This window comes from Oxalobacteraceae bacterium OTU3CAMAD1, from assembly GCA_024123915.1.
Taxonomy (GTDB): Bacteria; Pseudomonadota; Gammaproteobacteria; order Burkholderiales; family Burkholderiaceae_D; genus Rugamonas.
In genome coordinates this window covers 3,860,847-3,884,374 of the sequence record CP099650.1, presented here as the reverse complement: position 1 = coordinate 3,884,374, position 23,528 = coordinate 3,860,847, and the positions used below count along the sequence as shown (strand labels likewise).

General features: G+C 65.2%; 21 protein-coding genes and 1 riboswitch. Of the genes, 1 reads left to right on the top strand and 20 read right to left on the bottom strand.

The annotated features are described in order from the left end of the window. The 10 genes from cobI to NHH88_16835 all read right to left on the bottom strand — a co-directional run bounded on the left by cobI (position 1) and on the right by NHH88_16835 (position 12,464). On the bottom strand, positions 1 to 735 hold the full coding sequence (cobI, locus tag NHH88_16880; protein ID USX11395.1) for a precorrin-2 C(20)-methyltransferase: 735 nt from the start codon (positions 733 to 735) through the stop codon (positions 1 to 3). Next, on the bottom strand, positions 732 to 1,880 hold the full coding sequence (gene cbiD / locus NHH88_16875) for a cobalt-precorrin-5B (C(1))-methyltransferase CbiD (GenBank protein USX11394.1): 1,149 nt from the start codon (positions 1,878 to 1,880) through the stop codon (positions 732 to 734). Before cbiD ends, cobI begins: the two co-directional genes overlap by 4 nt. Next, positions 1,867 to 3,483, bottom strand: a complete 1,617-nt coding sequence (locus tag NHH88_16870) for a precorrin-8X methylmutase (protein ID USX11393.1) — start codon at positions 3,481 to 3,483, stop codon at positions 1,867 to 1,869. The genes cbiD and NHH88_16870 overlap by 14 nt, the downstream gene beginning before the upstream one ends. Beyond that, complete coding sequence (locus tag NHH88_16865; GenBank protein ID USX11392.1) at positions 3,480 to 4,184, bottom strand: cobalt-precorrin-7 (C(5))-methyltransferase; 705 nt, start codon at positions 4,182 to 4,184, stop codon at positions 3,480 to 3,482. The genes NHH88_16870 and NHH88_16865 overlap by 4 nt, the downstream gene beginning before the upstream one ends. A gap of 23 nt (positions 4,185 to 4,207) precedes the next feature. After that, complete coding sequence (locus tag NHH88_16860; GenBank protein USX11391.1) at positions 4,208 to 6,121, bottom strand: magnesium chelatase subunit D family protein; 1,914 nt, start codon at positions 6,119 to 6,121, stop codon at positions 4,208 to 4,210. Between the two features lies 1 nt (position 6,122). Then, the gene (locus NHH88_16855) at positions 6,123 to 10,193 is read right to left on the bottom strand and encodes a cobaltochelatase subunit CobN (protein ID USX11390.1); all 4,071 of its coding nucleotides are present in this window, start codon (positions 10,191 to 10,193) and stop codon (positions 6,123 to 6,125) included. After that, positions 10,186 to 10,524, bottom strand: a complete 339-nt coding sequence (locus tag NHH88_16850; protein ID USX11389.1) for a ferredoxin — start codon at positions 10,522 to 10,524, stop codon at positions 10,186 to 10,188. The genes NHH88_16855 and NHH88_16850 overlap by 8 nt, the downstream gene beginning before the upstream one ends. Continuing rightward, a complete protein-coding gene (locus NHH88_16845; protein USX17356.1) occupies positions 10,521 to 11,237 on the bottom strand; it encodes a CbtA family protein in 717 nt (238 codons plus the stop codon). Before NHH88_16845 ends, NHH88_16850 begins: the two co-directional genes overlap by 4 nt. Positions 11,238 to 11,278: 41 nt before the next feature. Continuing rightward, positions 11,279 to 11,476 (bottom strand): CbtB-domain containing protein, encoded by a 198-nt coding sequence (locus tag NHH88_16840; protein ID USX11388.1) that lies wholly within the window; start codon positions 11,474 to 11,476, stop codon positions 11,279 to 11,281. Between the two features lie 158 nt (positions 11,477 to 11,634). Continuing rightward, positions 11,635 to 11,865, bottom strand: a riboswitch (cobalamin riboswitch). 77 nt (positions 11,866 to 11,942) lie between these two features. Further along, a complete protein-coding gene (locus NHH88_16835) occupies positions 11,943 to 12,464 on the bottom strand; it encodes a GNAT family N-acetyltransferase (GenBank protein USX11387.1) in 522 nt (173 codons plus the stop codon). A 220-nt stretch (positions 12,465 to 12,684) separates the two neighbouring features. Between NHH88_16835 and NHH88_16830 the strand changes: the two genes are divergently transcribed. Further along, the gene (locus NHH88_16830) at positions 12,685 to 14,235 is read left to right on the top strand and encodes a sensor domain-containing diguanylate cyclase (protein USX11386.1); all 1,551 of its coding nucleotides are present in this window, start codon (positions 12,685 to 12,687) and stop codon (positions 14,233 to 14,235) included. Between the two features lie 29 nt (positions 14,236 to 14,264). Here the strand turns inward: NHH88_16830 and NHH88_16825 are convergent, their stop codons facing one another. From NHH88_16825 to NHH88_16780, 10 genes are all read right to left on the bottom strand, one after another. Beyond that, positions 14,265 to 15,269: a ribonuclease I gene (locus NHH88_16825; GenBank protein ID USX11385.1), complete on the bottom strand. Its 1,005-nt coding sequence runs from the start codon at positions 15,267 to 15,269 to the stop codon at positions 14,265 to 14,267. 90 nt (positions 15,270 to 15,359) lie between these two features. Then, positions 15,360 to 16,325 (bottom strand): NAD-dependent epimerase/dehydratase family protein, encoded by a 966-nt coding sequence (locus NHH88_16820; GenBank protein USX11384.1) that lies wholly within the window; start codon positions 16,323 to 16,325, stop codon positions 15,360 to 15,362. Beyond that, positions 16,322 to 17,317, bottom strand: a complete 996-nt coding sequence (locus tag NHH88_16815) for a fumarylacetoacetate hydrolase family protein (protein ID USX11383.1) — start codon at positions 17,315 to 17,317, stop codon at positions 16,322 to 16,324. Before NHH88_16815 ends, NHH88_16820 begins: the two co-directional genes overlap by 4 nt. 13 nt (positions 17,318 to 17,330) lie before the next feature. Further along, on the bottom strand, positions 17,331 to 17,933 hold the full coding sequence (locus tag NHH88_16810) for a cupin domain-containing protein (protein USX11382.1): 603 nt from the start codon (positions 17,931 to 17,933) through the stop codon (positions 17,331 to 17,333). Next, entirely contained in the window at positions 17,930 to 18,745 is an 816-nt protein-coding gene (locus NHH88_16805) for a cyclase family protein (protein USX11381.1), read from the bottom strand. Before NHH88_16805 ends, NHH88_16810 begins: the two co-directional genes overlap by 4 nt. Positions 18,746 to 18,754: 9 nt before the next feature. Continuing rightward, a complete protein-coding gene (locus NHH88_16800) occupies positions 18,755 to 19,903 on the bottom strand; it encodes an MFS transporter (protein ID USX11380.1) in 1,149 nt (382 codons plus the stop codon). A 31-nt stretch (positions 19,904 to 19,934) separates the two neighbouring features. Further along, positions 19,935 to 21,062, bottom strand: coding sequence for an FAD-dependent oxidoreductase (locus tag NHH88_16795; protein ID USX11379.1), 1,128 nt, complete (start codon positions 21,060 to 21,062; stop codon positions 19,935 to 19,937). A gap of 14 nt (positions 21,063 to 21,076) precedes the next feature. After that, positions 21,077 to 21,418, bottom strand: a complete 342-nt coding sequence (locus NHH88_16790) for a Rieske 2Fe-2S domain-containing protein (protein ID USX11378.1) — start codon at positions 21,416 to 21,418, stop codon at positions 21,077 to 21,079. Then, on the bottom strand, positions 21,415 to 22,338 hold the full coding sequence (locus NHH88_16785) for a VOC family protein (protein USX11377.1): 924 nt from the start codon (positions 22,336 to 22,338) through the stop codon (positions 21,415 to 21,417). Before NHH88_16785 ends, NHH88_16790 begins: the two co-directional genes overlap by 4 nt. 12 nt (positions 22,339 to 22,350) lie before the next feature. Beyond that, positions 22,351 to 23,517, bottom strand: a complete 1,167-nt coding sequence (locus NHH88_16780) for a prolyl oligopeptidase family serine peptidase (protein USX11376.1) — start codon at positions 23,515 to 23,517, stop codon at positions 22,351 to 22,353. Positions 23,518 to 23,528 lie beyond the last annotated feature (11 nt).

The following is a 23,528-nucleotide window of genomic DNA, read 5'->3' as shown; positions in this document are numbered from 1 at the left end:
TCAACGTTCCTTTCGCGGTGAGCGACGCACCAGCAAGGTGGCCAGATAACCCATCGCCTCGTCGGCCACCAGTTCGCCGACGCCGGAGGCCAGCAACTCTCCCGGCAGTCCGATACGGCGGGCGAACGCGCAATGCCGGGCGATGTCCATCTCGCGCAGCAGGTCGAGCACCCAGCCCAGGCGCGCGCCAACCTTCATCAGCACGACAATATCGTGGCTCTCGATGTCGCGCCGCAGCTCCTCCGGCGTTTCTGGACACGGCAGTATCAGCACGCGTTCCTTGCCTTCGCCCAGCGGCCATGACAGCGCCGATGCCGCCGCCGCGTAGCTGGTCACGCCCGGAAAGGTGCGATGCGGCAGATCCGGTATGCGCTCGCGCAGCGCCGCCAGCACGTAGCCGTAGGTCGAATAGGTCAGCGTGTCGCCGATGGTCAGGTAGGCGACATTGCGGCCGGACCGCAGCTCGGCGGCGATCATGTCCGCCAGCTGCGCATAATGTTCGCTCAGCACCGCTCGGTCCGGGTCCATATTGAATTCGATCTCGCGCAGCTTGCCGGCATCGGGCTCGAACCCGGTGCCGGCCAAGCATTGCAGCGCCACCGAATCGGCCGCGCCGCGCGCACGCGGGGCATACACCAGGTCCGCCTGGCGCAATGCTTCCAGCGCCGCCAGCGGCAGATAGCCCGCCGGACCGGGGCCGACGCCGATGCCCCACAGGGTGCCGACGCCGCTCATGCCCGCTCCCCGAGCAAATTGCCGGCCAGGTCGAACAACCTCACCTCAAGCCGTTTGACCGAAGGCACGCGCGCGTGCGCCAATTCGCCGATGCGGCGCTCAATCTCGCGCCAAAATGCCGGAGCACCGGATTCCCGCTTTAATCTTTCCATTGCCGCTTCCACTGTATTTGCTGTTTCAATATCGTTCACTACTTCCGGGCAGTAGCCCCACTGCGCGGCCACCCGCGCCACACCGCCCATGGCCATGTTGCTCTTGCTGGAATGGGTATCCCAGGCGCCGTCCAGCACCTTGGCCAGCTTGCCGGGATGGCCGGCCAGCCACAAGACGTCCAGCGTGCGGTCATCCTCCGCCAGCGCCGATTGCGTAAAGTCGAGCGCATCGCCCAAAAAATTCGCGATCTGCACGGTGCGCTGCTCCGGCAGCCGCAGCACATCGCGCGCATACTCGCGGCCTATCTTTCCCGGCAGGTAGGCGACGCATTGCTGGCCGCCAGCCAGCGCTACCCGCACATACACTTCGATCGACGCTATCCAGGTCGACAGCGACATCGGCTCGACGATCCCGGACGTTCCGAGGATCGAGATACCGCCAACGATGCCCAGCCTCGGATTGAAGGTCTTTTTGGCGATGATCTCGCCGCCCTCGCAGCCGATGGTCAAATCGAAGCCTGCATCGGCCGGTTCGCCCATCGCGTCTTCCAGCACCTCGTCCACCGCCCGCCGCATCATTTGGCGCGGCACCGGGTTGATGGCCGGCTCGCCGACCGCCACGCGCAACCCCGGCGCGGTGGCGATGCCGACTCCGCGCCCGGCAAAAAACCGCACCTCGCCGGCGGCGTTGCGGCGCACCTCGGCGAAGATGGTGGCGCCATGCGTGTTGTCAGGATCGTCGCCGCCATCCTTCAGCACCTCCGACCTGACCGCCTGTCCGTCCAGCCAATCGACGTGCTGTATCGGCACCGTCAAATAATGCACGCCATCGGGCAGGCTGATATCGACCTGCGCGTCACGCTCGCCGTGCAGCAGCAGATTCAGGGCGGACTTGACAGCCGCCGTGGCACAGCTGCCCGTTGTGCGTCCGCGCCGCAGGCCATTCATGGCCGGCACGCTCAGATCGAAAGGCTGGCGTTCAGCCGGCATCATCTCCGGCGCCATATCCGGCGCCATATCCGGCGAGCTGGTTCAGCCCATCGATCAACAGGCCGTTGACGACGCTGGCCGCCCACGGCGAACCGCCGCGCGTGCCGCTGTTGGTGATGCGCGGCACTTGCAGGCAACGCCGCAGCGCGTCCTTGCTCTCGCGCGTGCCAACGAAACCTACTGGCAGTGCGATCACAAGCTGCGGACGCCAGCCATGGTCGCGGATCAACCGCACCGCCTCGAAGATCGCCGTCGGCGCGTCGCCGATCGCCACCACCACGTCGTTGCCGAACTTCTCCCAGCCGCGCCGGATACCCGCCGCCGAGCGCGTGATGCCGTATTGTTCGGACATCAGATGCGTCTCGCGGTCATGCACGCCGCACCAGGTATCGATGCCAAGTTCCTCCAGCAGCGCGCGTTTCAGGCCGGTCTGCACCATCGTCACGTCGGTCAGAACGCGCTTGCAGCGCAACAGCGCGCGGATGCCGCTGTCGACGGCGCCCGGCGAAAAATAGATGTCGTTGACGGCGTCGAAATCGCCGCTGGTATGCACCAGGCGTTGCAGCACCGTCAGTTGATCCGACGGGAAGGACGACCAGTCACGCCCCGCCGCGATGATGCGGAAGCTCTCCGCCTCGATCGGATGCGGATCGTAGGGTTTGTAGACCGGTTCCGCACCCGGCGGCTGCCCGCCGCCCGCATCCGCCTGCGCCAGCAATCCGCGCACCGCGAGATGGTGAGCGCGCTGCGGTTCACCCACCTGCTGCTCGAAGCCGACGATCTGCACGCGGTATTTGCACAGCGAGCAGTTCATCGCCGCCCTGCCCGCCACGGCCTCGCGCGCCCGCTCGATCATCACGTCGGCGACGAGGGGGTGGACGCCGAAGTAGCCCGCCTTCAGCAGCTCCAGCCCGGGCTCGCGCTCGCGCAAGTCGTCGGCCGCCGCATAGATGCGTTTCACCAGCACGCCGTCGAACAGGAAGAACGGCAGCACCACGATGCGCGCATAGCCCAGCCTTGCCGCGCTGCGAAGTCCATCCGCGACCAGCGGCTGCGCAGTACCGGAGTAGCACACGTAGGCGGTGCCGAAGCCCATGCCCTCCTCCAGCATGCGCGCCAGCTTGGCCACTTCGCCATTGGCGTCCGGGTCGGTCGTGCCGCGCCCCACCACCACCAGGCAGGTATCGGAACGCCTGATCGTTTGCGACGACGTCGCTTCGGCGGCGACGATGCGCTCCTGCGCCAGCTGCAGCAGCTTGGGGTCAAGGCTCATCGGCGCGCCGAAGTGGAAGTCGATCTCCGGATAATCGCGCGCCACCGCCTGCATTTCGGCCGGTATGTCGTTCTTGGCGTGGCGCGCGGCCAGCAGCACGCCAGGCACCACCGCGACCTGGCGGGCGCCGGCCGCCAGATTGTCCGCCACCGCCTCGGCGATGGTCGGGCTGGCGAACTCCAGGTAGCCGTGGCTGACCGCGTCCTGCGGCGCGCGTTCGCGCACCAGTTCCACCAGCGCCTCGAACTCGCGCACGGCGTCCGGATCGCGGCTGCCATGGCCGGCGATGACGATGCCAAACTTTTCGATGCCGAATTTCTCGCTTGCCGTCATTTCAGCGGCGCCGCTTCGATCTGGCTGTCCATAGGCGCCAGCGTGCGTATCAACATGATGCTCATGTCGGAACATTGGTGCTCGGCGCATTCGGCCAGCGTGCCGTGCCATTCGGCCTCGCCCCGCGTCAGGTTCTCCCAAACCTCCGTCGGATGCGACGGCGGAATACCCTGCTCGATCAGGTAGGCGGCGATATGCCACGGCATGAACGAACGCGCGGCATCCCATGGACATGGAATGACAATGGCGTTGCGCTGATCTTGCAGCACATGGACCAGATGGCGCTTGAACGGTTCCAGGTCCCCACGGCGGTGGAAGGTGATGAAGGTGGTTTCGTCGAAGCAGACCTTAGCGCGCGACGCGAGTATCTGCGCCGACGAGATGCCGGGCAGCGATTCGACGGGATGGCCGCAGGCGCGCTCGACCCGTTCCAGGTACTGGAAGCCGCTGAAATGGATATCGCCCATGAAAACGACGACACAGCGCTTGCCGGCGTGGTGTTCCAGCGCCACCTTGTCCAGCTGTTCGACCTGATCGCGATAGCCCATGCTGACCACTTTCGCGGTCTCCGGTATCAGGCTGCGCACAACATTGAGCACGGCCTCGAAACCGGCGACGACGTCCGCCTCGCGTATCAGCTGCGCGCCGCGTTGCGTCAGATAGCCGATGTCGCCCGGCCCCGCACCTATACAAATGATCATGCAACTACTCCTAAGTTATCTCTTTATGCGCCGGCCAGCCTGGCGCGCACGGTCAGCGCCAGGTTGTCGGCGGACAGTTCTTCCAGCGTCAGGCACTCCGCCTTCAGCGCCTCCGCCAACCGCGCGGCGCGGCCGAAGCGCGTATAGCCGCTTTCGGTGTCGATCACCAAAGATGGAATGCGCCGTTCGGACAGCATTTCCGCCAGCTCCAGCGACTCCCGCCACGGGTCGCCGGCGTCGGCCAGCGGCACGTTGGCTTTACCATCGGTCATTAACACAAGCAGCGGCGGCCCGCTTTGCGCGACTTTTCCCGCGCTCTCCACAACCTCCAGCGCCAGTTGAAGGGCATGTGGCAGCGGCGTGCGACCGCCGGTCGGCAGCTCGCGCAAATTCCGCTCTGCCAGATCGACGCTGCGGGTTCGGGCCAGCAGCAGTTGGGCGTCGTGTCCACGGAAGGCGACGACCGCCACCTCGTCGCGTTGCTGGTAGGCGTCGGTGAGCAAATTCAGCACCGCGCCCTTGAGCGCCTCCATGCGGCGCTGCGCCGCCATCGAGCCGGAGGCGTCCACCACGAATACAATCAGGTTGCCGCTGGTGCCGGTCTTGACTTGCTGATGCAGGTCGGCGCGGACCACGCGCATGTTCGCGGGGTCGCGCAACGCCGCGCTGCGCAACGTCGCGCCGATGGCGATACTGGTCGGCTGTTCACTCGGGACGGCGCGCAGCATCTGCCCGCGCGCCGTATTATTCGCCGCACTGCGGCGTCCTTGTGCCTGCGCGGCGTTGGTGGTCGCTTCCACTGCAATGCGCGGCGCGACGCCGTCGGCGGAGGCGGCAAATACCTGTTCATCGTCGCCCTGGCCCGGCTGTGTGTCCTCCGGCGCATCGTCGCCATGCTCACCGGACGTGTGCTCCGACGGCAGCGGTTCGCTGGCCGCCTGCGGCATCAAATCGTCGAGGCGTTGCTGGTCCAGGCCTGGCTGCTCGAAAGGCTTGCGCCGGCGGCGATGCGGCAGCACCAACTCGGCGGCGCCACGTATGTCCCGCAAATCCACCACCTTGCGGCCCTCCAGCGCTGCAAGCGCGCGCGCGGTCTTGTGCATGACGATATCGGCGCGCAGACTGGCGACGTCGAACTCACAGCACAGGTGGCTGATCAGATCGAGCATGGCATCGTCCAGCACGACCTTGGGCAGCAAAGCCTGCGCCGTCGCCAGCCGGCTTTGCAGCGCATCCTGCTGGTCGCGCCACTGCTCGAGGTAACTCGCTGGATCGGCCTCGAAGGCGATACGGCGCCGCACCACCTCAGACCTTTCCGTCTTCTCGCGTGGCGCGGTCACTTCGACCATCAGGCCGAAACGGTCCAGCAGTTGCGGACGCAAGTCGCCCTCTTCCAGATTCATCGTGCCCACCAGCGTAAAGCGCGCCGGATGGCGGATCGACAGCCCGTCGCGCTGCACACTGTTGACACCCATGGCGGCGACGTCCAACAGCACGTCGACCAGATGATCGGCCAGCAGATTGACCTCGTCGATATACAGCAGGCCCCGATGCGCGGACGCCAGCAAGCCCGGTTGAAACGCCTTTTGCCCCCCTTGCAGCGCACGCGAGATATCGAGGCTGCCCAGCACCCGGTCCTCGGTCGCACCCAGCGGCAGCGTGACGAAAGGTACGGCGGACAATTCCGGCGCCCGTTCGCCGCACACATCGCAATGCTCGCACGGCGCGCCGGCGGCACAATTGAACGCGCAGCCTGGTACCCGCTCGATGCACGGCAAGACATCGGCCAGCGCGCGCGCGGCGGTACTCTTGGCGGTGCCTTTGTCGCCCCGTATTAACACGCCGCCTATGCTCGGATCGACCGCGCACAGCATCAGCGCGTTGCGCAATGTCGATTGGCCGACGATGGCGGTGAAGGGAAAGTTCATATGGCGCATCCTATCCATGACGCGGGGTCTCGCCGCGTTCCTCAAGTAGTTCTTCGCTGCGCAGATACAGTTCGCGCAATTGGTCCAGCGTCTCCGGGCGCGGCTCCGCCCACATGCCCCGGCTGGCGGCCTCCAGCAAACGTTCCGCGATGGCGTTCTGCGCCCAGGGATTGGCGTCCTGCAGGAACTGCCTCATCGCCGGATCAAAGGCATAGGATTGCGCCACGTCCTCGTACATCCAGTCGTCCATGACCTGGGCGGTGGCGTCGTAGCCGAACAAATAGTCGACCGTCGCGGTCAACTCCAGCCCTCCCTTGTAGCCGTGCCGCTGTATGCTGGCGAGCCACTTGGGATTGACCACGCGCGAACGGAATACGCGCAGCGTTTCCTCCTTCAGATCCCGCACCTGTGCGCGCGATGGATCGTGGCTGTCGCCGAAATAGTGGCGCGGCTGTTGGCCGCTCAGCGCGCGGATGGTGGCGATCATCCCGCCGTGGAATTGCAGGTAATCGTCACTGTCGAAAATATCGTGTTCGCGGTTGTCCTGGTTGTGCAGCGCGATCTGCACCCCGCTCAGGCGCATGCGGAAGGCGTCGCGCTGGTCGGCGCCCTGCATGCCACGCGCATAGGCGTAGCCACCCCAGTTGACGTAGGCTTCGGCGAAATCGGCATCCGCATCCCAGTTCCGATGCTGGATCAACGGCAGCACACCTGCGCCATAGGCGCCCGGCTTGGCCCCGAAGATGCGATAGCCGGCGCGGCGCGCGGCTTCATCCCGATCGACACCCTGCCCAAGCCAGTCCGCCAGCTCGGCCAGGTAGTGCTTGCGCACGAAGTTATGCGTAGGAGGTTCGTCCAGCGCGATGACCTGGTTGACGGCATCGTCGATCAGATCGATCAATTGCGGGAAGGCGTCGCGGAAAAAGCCGCTGATGCGGGTGGTGACGTCGATACGCGGGCGTTTCAGCTCGTCGAGCGGAATGATCTCCACGCCGCTGACCTGGCGGCTCTCCGCACGCCATACCGGCCGCACGCCCAGCAGCGCCAGGATTTGCGCGACATCGTCGCCGTGGGTGCGCATCGCGCTGGTGCCCCAGATGCTGATGGCGACGCTCTCCGGATAATCGCCGCTCTCGCGCTGATACCGTTCCAGTACTTCACGCGCGAGCTGCTGGCCGACCCGCCACGCCGACTGCGACGGCACACTGCGCGGATCGACCGAATAGAAATTGCGGCCGGTCGGCAAAATCTGCGCCATGCCCCGCGTCGGCGAGCCGCTCGGGCCGGCCGGCACGTAGCGGCCTGACAGGCCATTCAACAAATTATCGATTTCGTCGGTCGCGCGGGCCAGGTTCGGTACAAGCTCGCGGCAAGCAAAACCAAGGATGCGGCGAATGGCGTCGAAGCGCGCAGGGCCGCTTGCGACGGCGGTTGCAAGCGATTGTGGACGCGACTCCGCCGGTTTGGCGCGCGGTTTGCCCATCTGCGACAGGACATTGGCTTTCGCACGTAAGGCCGGCTGCAGCAAAGGTGTGGCGGCGGCCGCGGTATCGAGGGCGCCGAACACCCTGTCGATTACCGCGTCGATATGCGCCGGATCGTAGCGCCGGGCGCTTAGTTCTTCGTACAGACGCAGGCACAGGATATCCACAGCGTCCAGCGCATTGGCACGCGAAACGACGGCGCGACCGGCCAGCCGTGCCAGCGCCGGCACGACATTCAAACGACGCGCCTGTTGGTCCAGCAGCATTTCCATGGTCAGGCCGAACAGCCGCGCCACCTCGGATTGCAGACCGGGGATGTCGAGGTTGGGCAAACGGGTGAGCGATACCAGCATGTCCGGCATCTGTTCGTCGTCCGGGCAGCGGCCCAATATGTGCAGGCCGTCGCGTATCTGAGCCGAACCCAGTTCGCATAGATAACCGTCAAGGTCCTCGATCAGGTGGGCCACATCGGAGCCGCCCATCGCCGCCAGTGCCGCCGGCAGGCCGTCACCATGATCATGGTCATGGTCGTGATGGTGGTCGTGGTCATGATGATGGTGCGCATGGCCATGATCGTGATCATGGTCATGATCGTGATGCAGTAGCCGCATCTGCAAATCAGAATTCAAATTGGTCTGTTTGACCAGCTCCCAGATCTGCTGCTGCAACAACGGCAGCTTGGCGGGGTCCAGCACCTCGACCTGATAGTATTCATCGACCAGTTGCGTCAACTGGGCTAGCGCGCCGTACGTGTCGGCGGTGGTCATCGGCGGCGTCAGGTGATCGACGACGACCGCGTGGCCACGCCGCTTCGCCTGCGAGCCCTCGCCCGGATCGTTGATGATGAAGGGATAAAACAGCGGCACGTCGCTCAGCAACGCATCCGGGAAGCACTCCTCGGACAGGCCGACACCCTTCCCCGGCAGCCATTCCATCGTGCCATGCTTGCCGACGTGGACGATGGCGTCGGCGCACCACTCGTCCCGCAGCCAGCGATACAGCGCGTAGTAATGATGCGTCGGCGGCAGGTCCGGCTGATGATAGATCGCATCCGGGTCCATGCCATAGCCGCGCGGCGGCTGCAAGGCCACGAAAACATTGCCCATCTCGATTCCCGCCAGGGACAAATGGCCGTCATGAACATACGCCTCGCCCGGCGCCTCGCCCCACTGCGCGGTCATCTTGTCCCGCAACGACACCGGCAGCTCCGCGAACCATTGCGCATACCGCTCCGCCGGCACCCGCCCGGCGGCGTGCTTCAACTGCTCGGCGGTCACGTAGATATTGTCGTAGGAGCAGCGCGCTATCAGGTCATGAATCAACGCCGTGCCGTCACCCGTGGGTTGACCCGCATCGTAGCCGTCGGCACGCATCGCCTCCAGGATGCGAATCAGCGACGCCGGCGCATCCAGTCCGACCGCGTTGCCGATCTGCGAAGCCTTGCTGCTCGAATTGGTGAACATGAAAGCCACACGTTTCTCGGCGTTGGGCACGCGCTTCAAACGCGCGAAACGCGCGGCGATGCCGGCGATGCGCGCCACCCGGTCAGCCACCGGGTCGTACTCGACCGCCTCGTTCGGCAAGCCGGCCGCGCGCGCCTTGAACGACATCGGTACCGTGATGATGCGGCCGTCGAACTCTGGCAGCACCACGTTCATCGCCGTATCGAGCGGATTGAGGCCGCGCGCCGACTGGCTCCACTGTTCCAGGGTCATGCCGCTGGCGATGGCCTGCAGCACCGGCACGTCGAGCGCCTCCAGCACGCCGACGGACCATCCCGCAGGCGTAGTGCCGCCCGGCGTGATCTCGCCCATCGCGAAGGAGGTGGTATTGATCAGCACATCGATGTGCGCTCCCGACGCATCGGCAAGATAGCGCAGCGCGCTGGGCAAGCTGCCGCCGTCGCCTGCACCTGCGCGCAGCGACGACGTAAACACCGGCAGCACATTCATGCCGCGCGCTTCCAGCGCGGCCAGCATGGCGTCGATGAAGCGCGTGTTCCCGCTCATCCAGTGGGCGCGGTAAAACACGATGCCGGCGCTTGGACGCGCCGGATCTCGCAGCGCCAGCCAATCGGCCAGGCCTGCGCCGGGCCCCAGGTCGGGATGATAAATGCCGTGTTCCGGCAGCGGGTGCGCGGGCTCGAAACCGAAGCCGGTCAACAGCAGGTGGTCGGACAGATAGCGCAGCAGTTGCGCCAGATTGGCGCTGCCGCCGGCCTGGAAGTACTTCAATGTCATCTGCAGCACGTCCGCCGATACCGCCGACACGGCGGCCAGCTCGGGATCGGGCTCGCCGGTGCCGCTGACGACGATCAAATGCCGGCCATGGCGGCGCGCGTGATCCACAAGTTCCGTAAATCCGGGAACGCCGCCAAGCCTGCCCAGCACGCGCACGATGATCACCCGCGCCGAACGCAGGCCACCCTCCAGCAAAGCCGCCATCGAGGTATCCGCATCGAGCGACTGCAGGTTGACGCCCGCCACGCCACCGAAGCCGGAAGGCAGTTGCGCCCGCGCCTGGTGTAGCACCGTCAAATCGTTGGACGCATGCGTCAGCAGCGCGATGTGCGCGGGGCCGCCTGTTGTTTCAATCATCTTTGGGTTCCGGTGCGCAGGTATCGCCTTCACCAAGGCGATGGAATACCAGGTCGCCGACTTCGCGCCCGCCGATCAGGTGTTCGTTGACGATGCGCTCCGCATTCGCCTCGTTCACCCGCTGGTACCACACACCTTCCGGATAGACCACCATCACCGGCCCCTCGTAGCGGCAGGCCACCATGCAATGGGTGCGCGTGCGCTTGACGGCAAGCTCCGGGTGGGCGTCGATCATTTCGCCCATGCGCTCGAACACGGCCTGCGCGCGTCCCTCGACGGGCGCGCAGCGCGGCCCGACGCACATGAATATGTGACGGTGGTGGGTTCTCATCGCTCGGCGAAGCGCTTGTGGAAGACGCCAGTCAGCGCGCCCAGCACCAGCCAGAACACGCCATTGGCGAGCGCCGTGGCGTAGACGAAGGAACGCTGCAAATGTTCTGGCGCGACGCTGGCATGGACCAGCGGCTGTGGCGCGCCGACCAGATGCGGCACCACCAGCAACGCCACGGCCGCCAGCTTCAGCGCCCAATGACGGCCGAAGGCCAACATCGCCAGCGCGGTGGCGGTCGACATCGCGGTTGCGATCCACCAGCCTTGGCGGGCAGCCACCGGCGCGGCGGCGGTGCCGGGCAGCTCCGGCGGCAATCCGATCGACGGCGCCAGGAAGAACACCGCGTACCCGGCGGCGCCCCACAACAGGCCGGAACGCCAGTCGACCGGCCGTCCCCGCAACCCGATGGCAGCGGCCAGCAGCAGGCCATAACCGACGGCCATGCTGACGTCGGCCAGCGCGGTGTAAAGCGTGCGCTCGACGCCGTCCTCCGGCTGCCAGCCCCCGTGTTCATGGGGCGATTCTTGACCCGCTTCTTGTGCCGCTTCGTGCACGTGTTGCGCGCCGTCGGCATGCGTATGCACCACCGGCTCCGCTTCGCCCGTCGATTCCAGCACCTCGGCCTGCGCGATGATGCGCGTCACCTGCAAGTGCTGCACGCCGGTTAGCAGCAAACCGGCCAGCAGGCCGGCCGCCGCCGCGGTGCGCACCATGCGATTGAACACGCCGGCGCCCGCGCCGGTCCAGGCACGGCTCAATGACACGGGAAGCCCGCCGAATGGCGGCTGTCGTGGGCGGCGTTATGCAGCGCTTCCATCGACGCGAACCCCGCGCCGAACAACAGCACCGCGCCCAGGCTCGCTGCCATCAAGGCCGCAATCAGTTTGTCTTTCAGTGCGACGGGACGGGCGTGCGCATCTGCCTGGCCGGCGTGGATGGTATTGATGGACATATTGGTTTCTCCGAAAAGCGGCGACGACCACGGGGTCGAAAAGCTCGTATCGGAAGATGGACCAGGGGAGAGACGAATGCGGCGCCAGGGAGGACCGGAACGAAGATGTGCGGATCGAGCCCTGACAGTTCTCCACCCGTATCGCCCTCCGCAATACAAACGTGTTTACCGCTACTGGCTGGTTTCCGGGCTGGCGAGTGGGCATCCATGCGGACACACCTGGATTTGCGCCTTCCCATGCAGTCGCACAGTGGCATCGTACAAATCCTTGACCTCGCTTACCGTTGCGGGGGCAGCGCCGGCATTGCCGTTCCAGCGGAACGACGCACCGGCTTCCCATTTAAATCTGCAAACGATCATTTGCAGATACCAGAAGCTGACTACCGGCGCAGTATAGGTCTGCAACTGCGGAATTGCAAGACGATCATGCCATCGTGCGCAGGTCGGTGACGAGTCGGCCCGGTTTTCAGCCGTCCACCGGATGCGCCGGCGTGGCGAGCATGAGCTGGTAAAACGCCAGGTCCAGCCAGCGGTCGAACTTGAAGGCGGCATGACGAATAGTGCCTGCGTGCACGAATCCCAACTGCTCGTGCAAGGCGATGCTGGCCGCGTTGGCCGCGTCGATGCCGCCGACCAGAATGTGCAGGTCGGCCTGCCGCGCGGCCTCGATGATGGCGCTTAGCAAAGTGCGTCCCAGCCCCTTGCCGCGCTGGTCGCCGCGCACGTAGATCGAGTGCTCGACCGAGTATTTATTGGCCGGAAATCCGCGAAACGCGCCGTAGCTGGCGAATCCCAGCAACTCGCCGTCATCGTCCTCCAACCCGATGACCGGGTAGCCGCCGGCGCGCTTGGTCGCGAACCAGTTCTTCATCGTTTCCATCGTGCGCGGATGGTACTCGTAGAGCGCGGTCGAGTTGGCGATGGCGTCGTTAAAGATGGCGAGGATGGCTGGCGCGTGGCGTTCTTCCGTACAGCTGACGAGTTGCATTTAGGCTCCGAAATAATGGCTTGGATTGAGGCTGCTCAACATGATAGACGATAAATCTCAAGCCTTTCAACGGCCATCCCTGCCATCCCGACATTTTCGTACAGAAAATAAAAACAAAGGGATAGACTGGCTGACGAATGCACTTTCCTTATTGTAATATTGCAGAAAAAAGGAGGTATCGCTCCTCATCAAGAATAATTACAGCGAGGTAGCATCAATCATGAAATTAGCTCATGCGCCGTCCATTCGAACCAGGCTGATCTGGCTGGTGGTGGTGTGCGTCGTCCCAGCTTCGCTGATGGTGGTGAAGATGATCGCCTCCGACTACGAACTCGCGCGCGCCGCGTTCATCCGCAGCGCGATGACGACCGCCCACGCCAACGCGATGGCGATCGACAAGGAATTCGCGGTCATCGAATCGACGCTGAAGGTGCTCGCCACCTCCCCCAGCCTGCTCGGCGAGGACCTCAAACCGTTCTACGATCAGGCGCGCGCCATCTGCGCAAGCCAGGATATTTTCAACATCGTGCTGGAAGACGGCACCGGTCAGCAGCTGATCAACACATTCAAACCCTACGGCACCGAGCTGCCCAGCACGAGCATCGACCATTTGTTGACCTACATGCAGAACAACGACACCACCGCCATTTCACAGGTGTCCATGGGACCACTGTCGAAGCGCTATATCGTCGCCGTCGCCGTCCCGGTCACCAGAAAGTCGAACGGCTTCAACGCGCTAAGCGCAGTGGTGACGGTGGAACGCTTCAGCACCATCCTCAAACAGCAGCAATATCCCGAGCACTGGATCGCCACCATCCTCGATAACAAGGGCACGGTGGTCGCGCGCACCAGCGACATGCAGCGCTATGTCGGACAGCACGCGATTCCCGAAGTGCTGGAACGGCTGAAGGAACTGCCGGAAGGGGTTTTCGAAACCAGAACGCTCGACGGCAAGGCTATCCTGGCCGTGCTGGCCAAGGCCCCCAATTCGCAGTGGACGGTGGCCATCGGCATTCCCATCGAGGTGTTGAACTCCCAACTGCTTGCCAAACTATGGACGCTGGTGCTGTCGACCATCCTCCTGCTGGGCGGCGGCCTGCTGTTCGCCTGGCACATCGGCAACCGCATCAGCCGCTCGATCCGCGACCTGGTGGCGCCGGCGCTCGCCCTCGGCGCCGGCGACAGCATCGAGCCGGCCACCTACGGCCTGCGCGAGGCGAACGAGGTGGGTCAGGCCCTGGTCAAGGCGTCGAAGATGCATGCGCTGGCCAAGCACCAGGCCACGCACGATCCGCTGACCGGCCTGGCCAACCGCGCCATGTTCACCGAATTCCTCGCCCGCCAGCTCAATCTCAGCGAGCGCAATCAGGAGCCGATGGCGGTGCTGTACCTGGACCTGGACAACTTCAAATTTATTAACGACACCTATGGCCACGGCGCCGGCGACGAGCTGTTGAAAGACGCCGCCGACCGCCTGCGCTCGGAACTGCGAAAATCCGACATGGCGGCAAGGCTTGGGGGCGACGAGTTCGCGGTGGTGCTGGTCGCCAGCGGCGAGGACGACGCGGCCGGTGTGGTCGACAAGCTTTCGCAGCGCCTGTCCATGCCCTATGAGATCGACGGCCATGAACTGCTGGCCGCCGCCAGCATCGGTGTGGCCGTGTATCCGCAGTCGGCTGGCACCGCCGACGACTTGATCGCCTTCGCCGACGATGCCATGTACAAGTGCAAGGCGGAGCGCAAGAAGGCGCGCGCCGTCACGATCGACTGAGGCCGTCCAAGGATCGGCCAAGCTGCGGGTCAATCCCGGCCGGCGCCCTCCACATACACCTCGTCGCCGCAGCCCACCGCGCGCGTGCGCGCGGGCGCGGCGTTGCCCACCATTTGCTTCAACTCCCCGTCGGTGTTGAATTCGAGCGGCAGCGACATGCGGATCTCCTGCAGATATTTACGTTGCGTGCAAATCAGCGTGATGCTGTCGGCCACCTGGGCGCCGTAGCTCGCCTTGACCCGCGCGAAAAAATCGTTGACGCGGAACGACTTGCCCACGCTGCCCAACACGATCTTGCCCACTTCCGAATCGTTCACCACCCGCACCGCCGACACGGCCTTGATGAAATAGTCGTCCGGCGACAGCGACTGGCACTTGCCATGCTTGTTCCATTCGTAGGCGCCGAAGGTGCGCTCGTAGAAGAAGTTAGGCATCCACGGCGCGATCTTGTCGATGGTCTCCTGCTTCAGCGAGAACTGCTCGCCCTTGCAGCTGCCGTAATTATTGCCGCACTCCTTCTTGTTCGGCCACAGGCCGTGCAGGTTCAGGTTCTTCGCCTGCAGCGTGCCGCCGTTCATGGCGTCGCACTCCGGCTTCTTGCCGTTGTATTTAACGTGTTCGCAAAAACCCGGCTGCCAGGTGATCGCCAGCAGATAGCTATCCTGCTGGTTGGCGATGTTGCACGAGCCTCCGGCGGCGGCGGCCGCTGCGATCTCGCGCCCGCGCTGGGCCTTGCTCGGCTTATCGCTCAACTCCGGCGTGCCGCACTCCTTGCGCACCCAGCGCAGCGATGGCTGCGCGCCCGGCACCTCGACCCTGATCCAGTCGTAATCGACCTTATTGATTTCGCGGACCGTGTATTCGGTCCCCGGCACGATTTTCTCTGCACCCGGGTTATTCTGCTTGGCGAAGGAGGAAAACGCCTCGCAGCTCTGGGTGGCGGTGAAGCTGCCGTTGGCCGATTCGCTGGCGCTGCAACCGAAGGTGGTAAAAACCAGCAAAAAGGCGGCTGCGGGGACGGTGTGGCGGGGCATATCGGCTCCTGAATAAACAAAATGCCGATATCTTAGCGGACTTTCTTGATAAAAGGCTACGGTGTGCCCGATACGGTGACTATGTCGATTTCAGACTGCTCCACCCGATGCAACCGCGTTGACGATCAACCGCCGCAGGTCGCCGTCGTGGCGGAAGCCTGCGCGCTCGGCGGCCGACGCATCGAGCGGCGGCTGGCGGCCGAAGCCCTGCTCCAGCCGTTCGTCCGGCCGATATTCGACCAGCGCGCGCCGATCGTCACCAAATTCCATGGCCAGGCCATCCACCACCTCGGCGATGGTGAGCCGCAGCACCGGCAAGGTGTAGTCGCGGCGTTCGGCCGTTTGCGCCGGCGCCATGCCCGCCCCATGCAGCAGGTTGTCGACGCAGCAGCCAAGCGACATCCACCAGGCGACCGCCTGCGCCGACACAGGACATGTGAACCGCTCGCCATCCTTGAGACGCCAGAAGATGTCGCTCATGAAGGCCGACAGCAAGCCGGATGGCGCCGGCGGGCGCGCGACGATGCCCGGCAGGCGCAGGATGCGCCCATCGAGCCAGCCACGCCGGCTGTAATCCTGGATCAGCACCTCGCAGGCCAGTTTGTGGGCGCCATAGCTCAGGTGCGGCCGCATCGGCGTGTCGTCGTCGATATGCGCCGGCAGCGGCGCGCCGTACACCGCGATGCTGCTCGAATACACCAGCACCGGTGGCTCGCCCTGGCCTTGGGCCTGGGCGCGGCAGCACTCCAGCAGCGCCATCGTCGCATGCAGGTTGACCGACAGGCCAAGCGCGAAATCCTGCTCCGCCGCCCCACCCGGCACGCTGGCCAGGTGGAAAAGTACATCGACCGGTTGCGCGAAGGCTTGCGCCAGCAGCGCGGTGTCGGCCACGCTGCCCTGCAACCGGCGCAGGCGCGGATCTGTCGCGGCAGCGTCGAAATGCATGTCGATCGACGTTAGAGCGGTTACAGCGCGGCCGCCGACACCATCCGCCAACAGCCGCCGCACCAGCGCCAAGCCGACAAAGCCGCTGCCACCCGTGACCACGACGTTCACGCGGCGCCTCCGGCGGATTGCACCACGCGCTGGTCGATCACGCCAAACGGACCGTCGGCGCCGTCGTCGTCGCGCGCCTGCATGCGCACGCGGTCGCCGAACTTCATGAACGGCGTGCTGGCGAAACCGGCGTCGATGATCTCGATCACACGGCGCTCGGCGATGCATGCCGAGCCGGCGGCACGGTCGACGTTCGAGACCGTGCCCGAACCGACGATGGTGCCGGCGCTCAGGCGGCGCGAGCGCGCCGCGTGGGCCACCAACTGTCCAAAACTAAACTGCATTTCACGTCCGTGCGGTTCGCCGAAGCGCTTACCGTTATGCTGGACTTCCAGCGTCAGATGTACGCGTCCCTCCTGCCATGCCTCGCCCAGTTCATCGGGCGTCACAGCCACCGGCGCGAAGCTGGTCGACGGCTTGGCTTGCAGGAAGCCGAAACCGGTGCGCATCTCGCGAGGTCCCAGCGCGCGCAGGCTCCAGTCGTTGATCTGCACCACCAGCCGCACGGCGTCGAGCGCCTCCTGGGGCGTCGCGCCCAGCGGCACAGGGCCGACCACGACGCCGAACTCGCCCTCGAAGTCGATGCCATCCGCCTCGCTGGGGAGCGCAATGTCCACGTGGGGGCCGAGCAAATCGTCGCTCGCGCCCTGGTACATCACCGGAATGGTGTCGAAGTCCGGTATCGGCGTGGTGTTGAAGGCCTGCTCCATCAAGCGGCCGTGATTGAGGAACGCCGAGGCGTCCAGCCATTGCGGTGCGCGCGGCAGCGGCGCCCCGCAGCGCTGCGGGGCGAAGGCGAAGCTGGCCTGCGCTCGGCCGGCGTTGAGCGCTTCATATAGCTGTTCCAGCGGCGCCTTCACGCGGTCCCATTGTTCCAGCGCAGCCAGCAAAGTCGGCGCGATGGCGCCGGCATCGACAGCCGTTTTCAGATCGCGCGACACCAGCAGCAGGCGGCCGTCCGCGTGGCCGGTGGTAAGTGTGGCAAATTTCATGTTGGTCCTCTATTTATGAACGGTCACTGACCGCATTGACGCCGGCTTCGATCTCCGGCGCGTAGCGCCCGCCGACAAGGACGAACAGCATGCGGCAGACGCCGTCGGAGCGATTGGCCCAGGCATGGTTGGTGCCGCGCTGCACCACCACGCTGCCGGCGCCGAGGCGCACTTCGCCCCGGTCCAGTATCAACGTCAATTCGCCGTCGATCACCACGCCGTAGTCGATAGACTCGGTGCGGTGCATCAGCGGATGCGGCGAATCCTCCGCCACGGTGGATGCCCCGGCGTCGCCGGCCTGCGTGAACGCCTTGTGCATCTTGTCCGCGCCGTGGGCCAGGAATTCCTCAGTATCGGGTGGAATATCGACGAAACGCACGCGCGTGCCGTTACGCGGCGGCGGCAGCATCAAGGGAGCGAGGGTGGGATCGGCGCCGTTATCGAGCGTTGCCGGGGTGTCGTCGGTGCTCCACACTTCATGAAAAACCGTTCCAGGGATGGCCGCGATCTCGATCACGCTGGGTAGCGGACCGTCTGAGGCGACCACCGCGCGCCCTTGCGCGTCGTGGCCGGTGACGACGCGATGGATGGCGGGCAGGCTCGTGCCGCCGGTCATGGCGCCACCTCGGCGTCGTCGAAGATCGCTACGGCGCGGGTCCAACCGGCAGAAGCGCGGCGGATCTTGTGCGGGAAGCAGCTGATGGTGAAGCCATGCGACGGCAGCGCCTCCAGGTTGTGCAGCTTTTCCAGATGACAGTAGCCGATGTCGCGGCCGGCCTTGTGGCCCTCCCAGATCAGCGAGACGTCGCCCGTTTCCGCTACTTTTTTAGCGGTGTACGAAAATGGCGCGTCCCAGCTCCACGCGTCCGTGCCGGTCAGGCGCACGCCGCGCTCCAGCAAGTACATGGTCGCCTCGTAGCCCATGCCGCAGCCCGCTCCCAGGTAGTCGGCATGACCGTAGCGCGAACCGGCGCGGGTGTTGACGACCACGATATCGAGCGGTTGCAGCTCGTAGCCGATGCGTTTCAGTTCTTCTTCCACATCGGCGGCGGTGGCCACGTAACCGTCGGCGAAGTGGCGGAAATCGAGCTTGACGCCGGTCTGGAAGCACCACTCCAGCGGGACCTCGTCGATGGTGATGGACGGCTTGCGCTCGCCCAGGCTGGCGTCCATCGTCGAATGGAAGTGGTAAGGCGCGTCCAGGTGGGTGCCGTTATGCGTGGTCAGCGTCACCCATTCGGCGGCGGCGGCCTCCCCCTCCGGATAGTCTTCCACCTTGGTCCCCGGCAGCATCGCCATGAACTCGGGCAGCGTGTCCGCGTGGGTTTGATAGGTGATCTTCGGCGCCAGCGGCGGTGGATCGGACAGCACGTCGTTTTCCAGGTAAATCGATAAATCGACGAAGCGATACGAACGTTTGTTCTTCATACACGAACCTCACAGGGATGGAACAAGAATGGGACGGGATTGCGCGCGGCGGAAGCTGATCACGGCCAGCACAGCCAGTACGACAGCGGCAATGCCGATGCTGCCGTAACCGGCGGTTTTCACGAGCGTGCCTCCGAGCAGAGGTCCAATGGCCGCGCCGGTCATCAACGTCGCCGGAGTGGCCGCAGCCGCCCGGCCGCTGGGGTCGAGCGCCGCGATGGCGCCGAAGGCGAAGGTATGGGTGAAAATCAGCACGCCGACCAGCATCGACGTGGCGACCGCATAAAACGGAAAGGTGGCGCTGTGGGTGATAGTCATCACGATTGCAGCCTGCACAACCGGGCCGGCCAGCATCACGCGATTCGCGGAGAGTCGTCGTTGCAGCAGGACCGCCATGGGCGCGGGAACCAGATTGACCAGGCCCACCGCGATCAACACGCCGGAAACGGCGGCGAAACCGAAACCATGGTCAATGCCGATGCGCTCGACGAAACTGAAGGTCATCGACTGCACCAGGGCCAGGCAGCCGATGCCGAACACCACGCACCACACGGCCGGATCGAGCCGCCCCGCCGCCGGCACATGGCCAGAAAGCTTGACCGACGGCGGCGATTGCGGAAATCCTACCGCCGTCGCCAGCGTGGCCACGGCCATGATGGCCGCGAACAGCTGGAACAGCGCACCGCCACCAAAATTGGCAACCAGTTGCGGTGCGACGGCGAAAAACGCCAACGCGAAGAAGCCGATGGCGACACCGACCAGCGCGAACAACCGGTGCGGATCGGCGCTGCGGCCGATGGTGCCGTGGGTGAAGCTCAACGCGCAGCCGGCCGACGCGCCGGCCAGCGCGTGCAGCGCCATCATGACGGTGTAATCGCGCGTCATCGACAGCGCCAGGAACGACAGCACCGTCAGGCCGAAGCCGCAGGTCGCCGCCAATCGGCCGTTGTAGCGCGACAGGCGCGGCGCGAAAAACAGGCTACTCAGGACCGCGCCGACCAAAAACAGCGTAGCAAGGCCGCCGGCCTGCTGTGGATCGAGTCCATACTTCGAAATCAGGGTGCCCACCCACACCGGCAGCGCCACCAGGTCCAGCATGCCGGCGCAATGCGCCACCATCAGGACGCAGCGGCCCGTGAAACTATCGGTCTTGATCATGATGCGGTCTCCGTTTTTATTGTTGGTGCGATCAGATCGGCTCGGCCAGCGCCATCATCGAGGCGCGCATGATGGCGGCGTGTTCCTGCTTGTCGCCGCCGTTGATCTCGATCACGCCCAGGCGGTCCGAATTGTCGACCACCATGCGGCAGCGCTCATACCGGCGCTCCTGGAAGCGGCGCAGGGCCTCGTCGACGCTGGCGGCGCGGCCCAGTTCCTCGGCCACCACCAGGCCGTCCTCGATACCGATGCAGGCGCCGGAGGCCAGGTGCGGCGTGGTCGCATGCACCGCGTCGCCGATCAACACCACGCGGCCGCGATACCAAGGATGCGGCAGCAACAGGCTTTCCAGCGGGCGGTAGATCACCTGCGAATCCGGGCCGATCTGATCGCGAATCTGTTGCATCAGCGGCGCAGGGAATGGCGCCAGCAAGGCGCGCAGCATCTCTGGCTGCTCCTCCAGCGGAATGTGGCAGTTGATTTCGCGGTCCTCGGTGACGAACAGATACAGTTCGGACTCGGATACCGGATTGACGCCGGTCTTGATCTTGGGTCCCAGCCACATGGCCGGGCGCACAAGGTCGGCGGGCCGTGGCAGCACCGCGCGCCAGACGCCCTGCCCCGAGTAGCGCGGCAGCGGCGCGTCCGGGAACAACAGCGCGCGCATTCGCGAATACAGGCCGTCGGCGCCGATCACCACGTCGTAGCGGTGCTTGCCGCCGTCGGTCAGTTCGACCTCGACGCCGTCGTCGTCCTGCGTCAGCGATGTGAAGCTGCAGCCCAGGCGCACGTTGACGCCCGCCTCCAGCGTGGCTTCGGCCATCAGTTTGGCCAGCACCGGCCGCATGATGGCCGCGCCGCCCGGAACGTTATCGCCAGCGATGCGCGGTGTGGGCAGTTGCGCCAGGTGGGCGCCGTGCGGCGTGTACAGGTCGACGCCGTCAGCCGCATAGCCGCGTTGAAGAAAGCGTTCGAGGATGCCCAACACGCCGAAGGCGCGCAAAGTGGCCCCTCCCAGGCTGATGCCGGCGCCATAGGAGCGCCACTGCGGGTCGATCTCGATCAGGTCCACCTCGATGCCCCGCTTGCGCAGTTCGATCGCCGCCGCCATGCCGGAAAAACCACCGCCCACGATCAGGGCCTTCTTCAATGCACTCATTTTTATCTCCTAGTTTATATTTTGTCCAACCGATGTTCCAACCACAGGTCGCCATTTGGCGCCACCGTCACCGGCGCCGGGGTCAAGCCCTGTCCAAGGCACGGTCCGAGCGTGCACACGCCGGTCGACGGTTCGAACTGCGCGCCGTGCGCGGCGCACACGATGCGCGTGCCGTCGGCGTTCAGATAAGCGTCGCTACGCCATGCCAGCGGCGTGTCGCCGTAATGCGGACAGGCGTCGCGATACGCGTGCACGCCGCCCTGCACACGCAGCACGAACACGCCCCAGCGCGCGAAACCCTTGCTCGCGCCCTCCGGCAATTCGTCGGCGCGGCACAGCAGCGTGCGGGCGTTCATGGTTTCGGCGGCGGGCCGCTCGGCGCCCATTTCTCGCGGTGCTGGAACAGGAACAGCTGCGAGGCGTCGGCGCCCATCGGCGCCACGCGCGCGGTCCATTCATCGTCGTGCAGGTCCATGTCGGCGTCGTACTCCACGTGGCAGCCCAGCGGACTGTTGAAGTACCAGAACCAGTTGGAGCCGAACAGGTGGCGTCCCGGTCCCCAGAAAGACTGGTAGCCCTTCTCGACGAAGCGCGTCCCGGCCAGCATCACTTCGGTCGGTCCGCCCATGTGGAAGGTGAAATGTTCGCAACCCTTCATGAAAGGCGGTGTCTGGATCATGAACAGCGTGTGGTGGTCATCGCTGCCGCCCGGACGCAGGAACGGCCCGACGCCGGTGAAGCGGTCGGTGCAAACGAAGCCCAGGCGTGTGTAGAACGCCTCGGCGGCGTCGGCATCCGGCACGAAATACACCACATGCGACAGCGAGCGCGGACGCGGCTGGGCGTTGATATCGAAGGCGATGCGGTTGGCGCCGCGCTGCGCCGGCGCGCCGGGGGCGTTGACGGTTTCCGCCGCCAGCGTGATGGGACGACGCACGGTGATCTGGAAGCCCAGCGTGAAGCCGGCGTTGTCCTCTGTCTCCAGCGAGCCGTCGGCGAGCTTGCGCACTTCGCGGTCGCGGCCTACCTCGTCGGCAATTTGATCCAGCGTGGCCTGGTCGGCGACGCCGTAAATGGTTTTGCGCAGCATGGTCGCGGTGGGCATGGGCGCAGGCAGGCCGGCGTCGTCCTTGTGAGCCAGCACGACAGCGGTGCCGTCCAGCGCCTCGAAACGGTTGCCGCCGACCGGCTCCAGGCCGTAGTCGGTCAGGTATTGCGTGCATGCGGCCATGTCGTCGACGCCAAACAGCAGCGCATCGGGTCCGATGATCTTCATCTTGTTTCCTTGTTAGTTGGTTGGAGCGGTGCGGCCGCCCAGTGTTTCGGCCACCCAGTCGGCGATGTACGCACCGGCGTTGGCCGAGTTGTCAAAGCTGGAGTGCTGCACGCCGCCTTCGCGGTCGGTGAAGATCTTCAGTTCGCGGCGCGGGCTGTTGACCAGCTGTTCGTAGGTGCGCTCGGCCCAGTGCAGCGGTATCTGGCTATCCTTCTCCCCGTGCGTGACCAGGAACGGCACCTTGATGCGGTCAAGGATTCCGTCCAGATGCACGTCCTCGGCGATGCGCATGAAATCGTCGTTGTCCTTGGCGCCCCACACCCAGCGCACGTGCGCCCAGTAGTGCGGCACCGGCAGGTTGCCTTCCTTCGCCATGCGGCGCTTTTGCACATCGCGCCAGTCGTGATTCGCGCCCCACACTACGCCGCAGGCGAAACGCGGCTCGAAGGCGACCGCGCGCGGGCAGTAGTAACCTCCCAACGACACGCCCTCCATGCCGATGCGCTTCGTATCGACGTCGGCGCGCGTCTCCAGCCAGTCGACCACACGGCTGGCCCAATGCTCGCTGTCGTAGCGCGCGGTCAGTCCGCGCAGGCGCAGCGCGTCGCCGGTGCCCGGCTGGTCCACCAGCAGCGAGGCCACGCCGCGCTTGGCCAGCCATGCCGGCAGGCCGACAAGGTATTTCATCTCCTTGGTCGAATCGAGGCCGTTGACCTGCACCAGCAAGGGCGCCGGGCCTTCGACGCCTTCGGCCGGCGCATACAGCCCGCTGAGGAAAGTGTCGCCGTAAGGGATGCGCACCTGTTCGCAGGGCACGCCGGACAGGCGCGCACCACGCTCGAACACTTCAAGGAAGCGCTGATACAGCTCGACTCTTCCGGGCGCGCCATGCGCCTGCAACCGTTCGCAGGTCAGCAGATAATTGGCGGCGCGCAGATACTTGTCGCCGGCAGATATCTTGCGGCCGCGTGCCTCGTCGTCCTCGGCCAGGCCGCATAACTTGTCGGCCATGCGCTGCCAGGTTTCTCGGAAGGCGGCGGTGCCTGCGGCATCGGGCTGGCTGGCCGCTTCCTGCAGCGGCGCGCACATCTCCTCGATCTCGCCAATCTTGGCGCCCATTTCGATCGAGAGATCGACGGACAGATTCCAGACGTAGTTGGTGGGGAAATAACGGAACATGATGATCAACT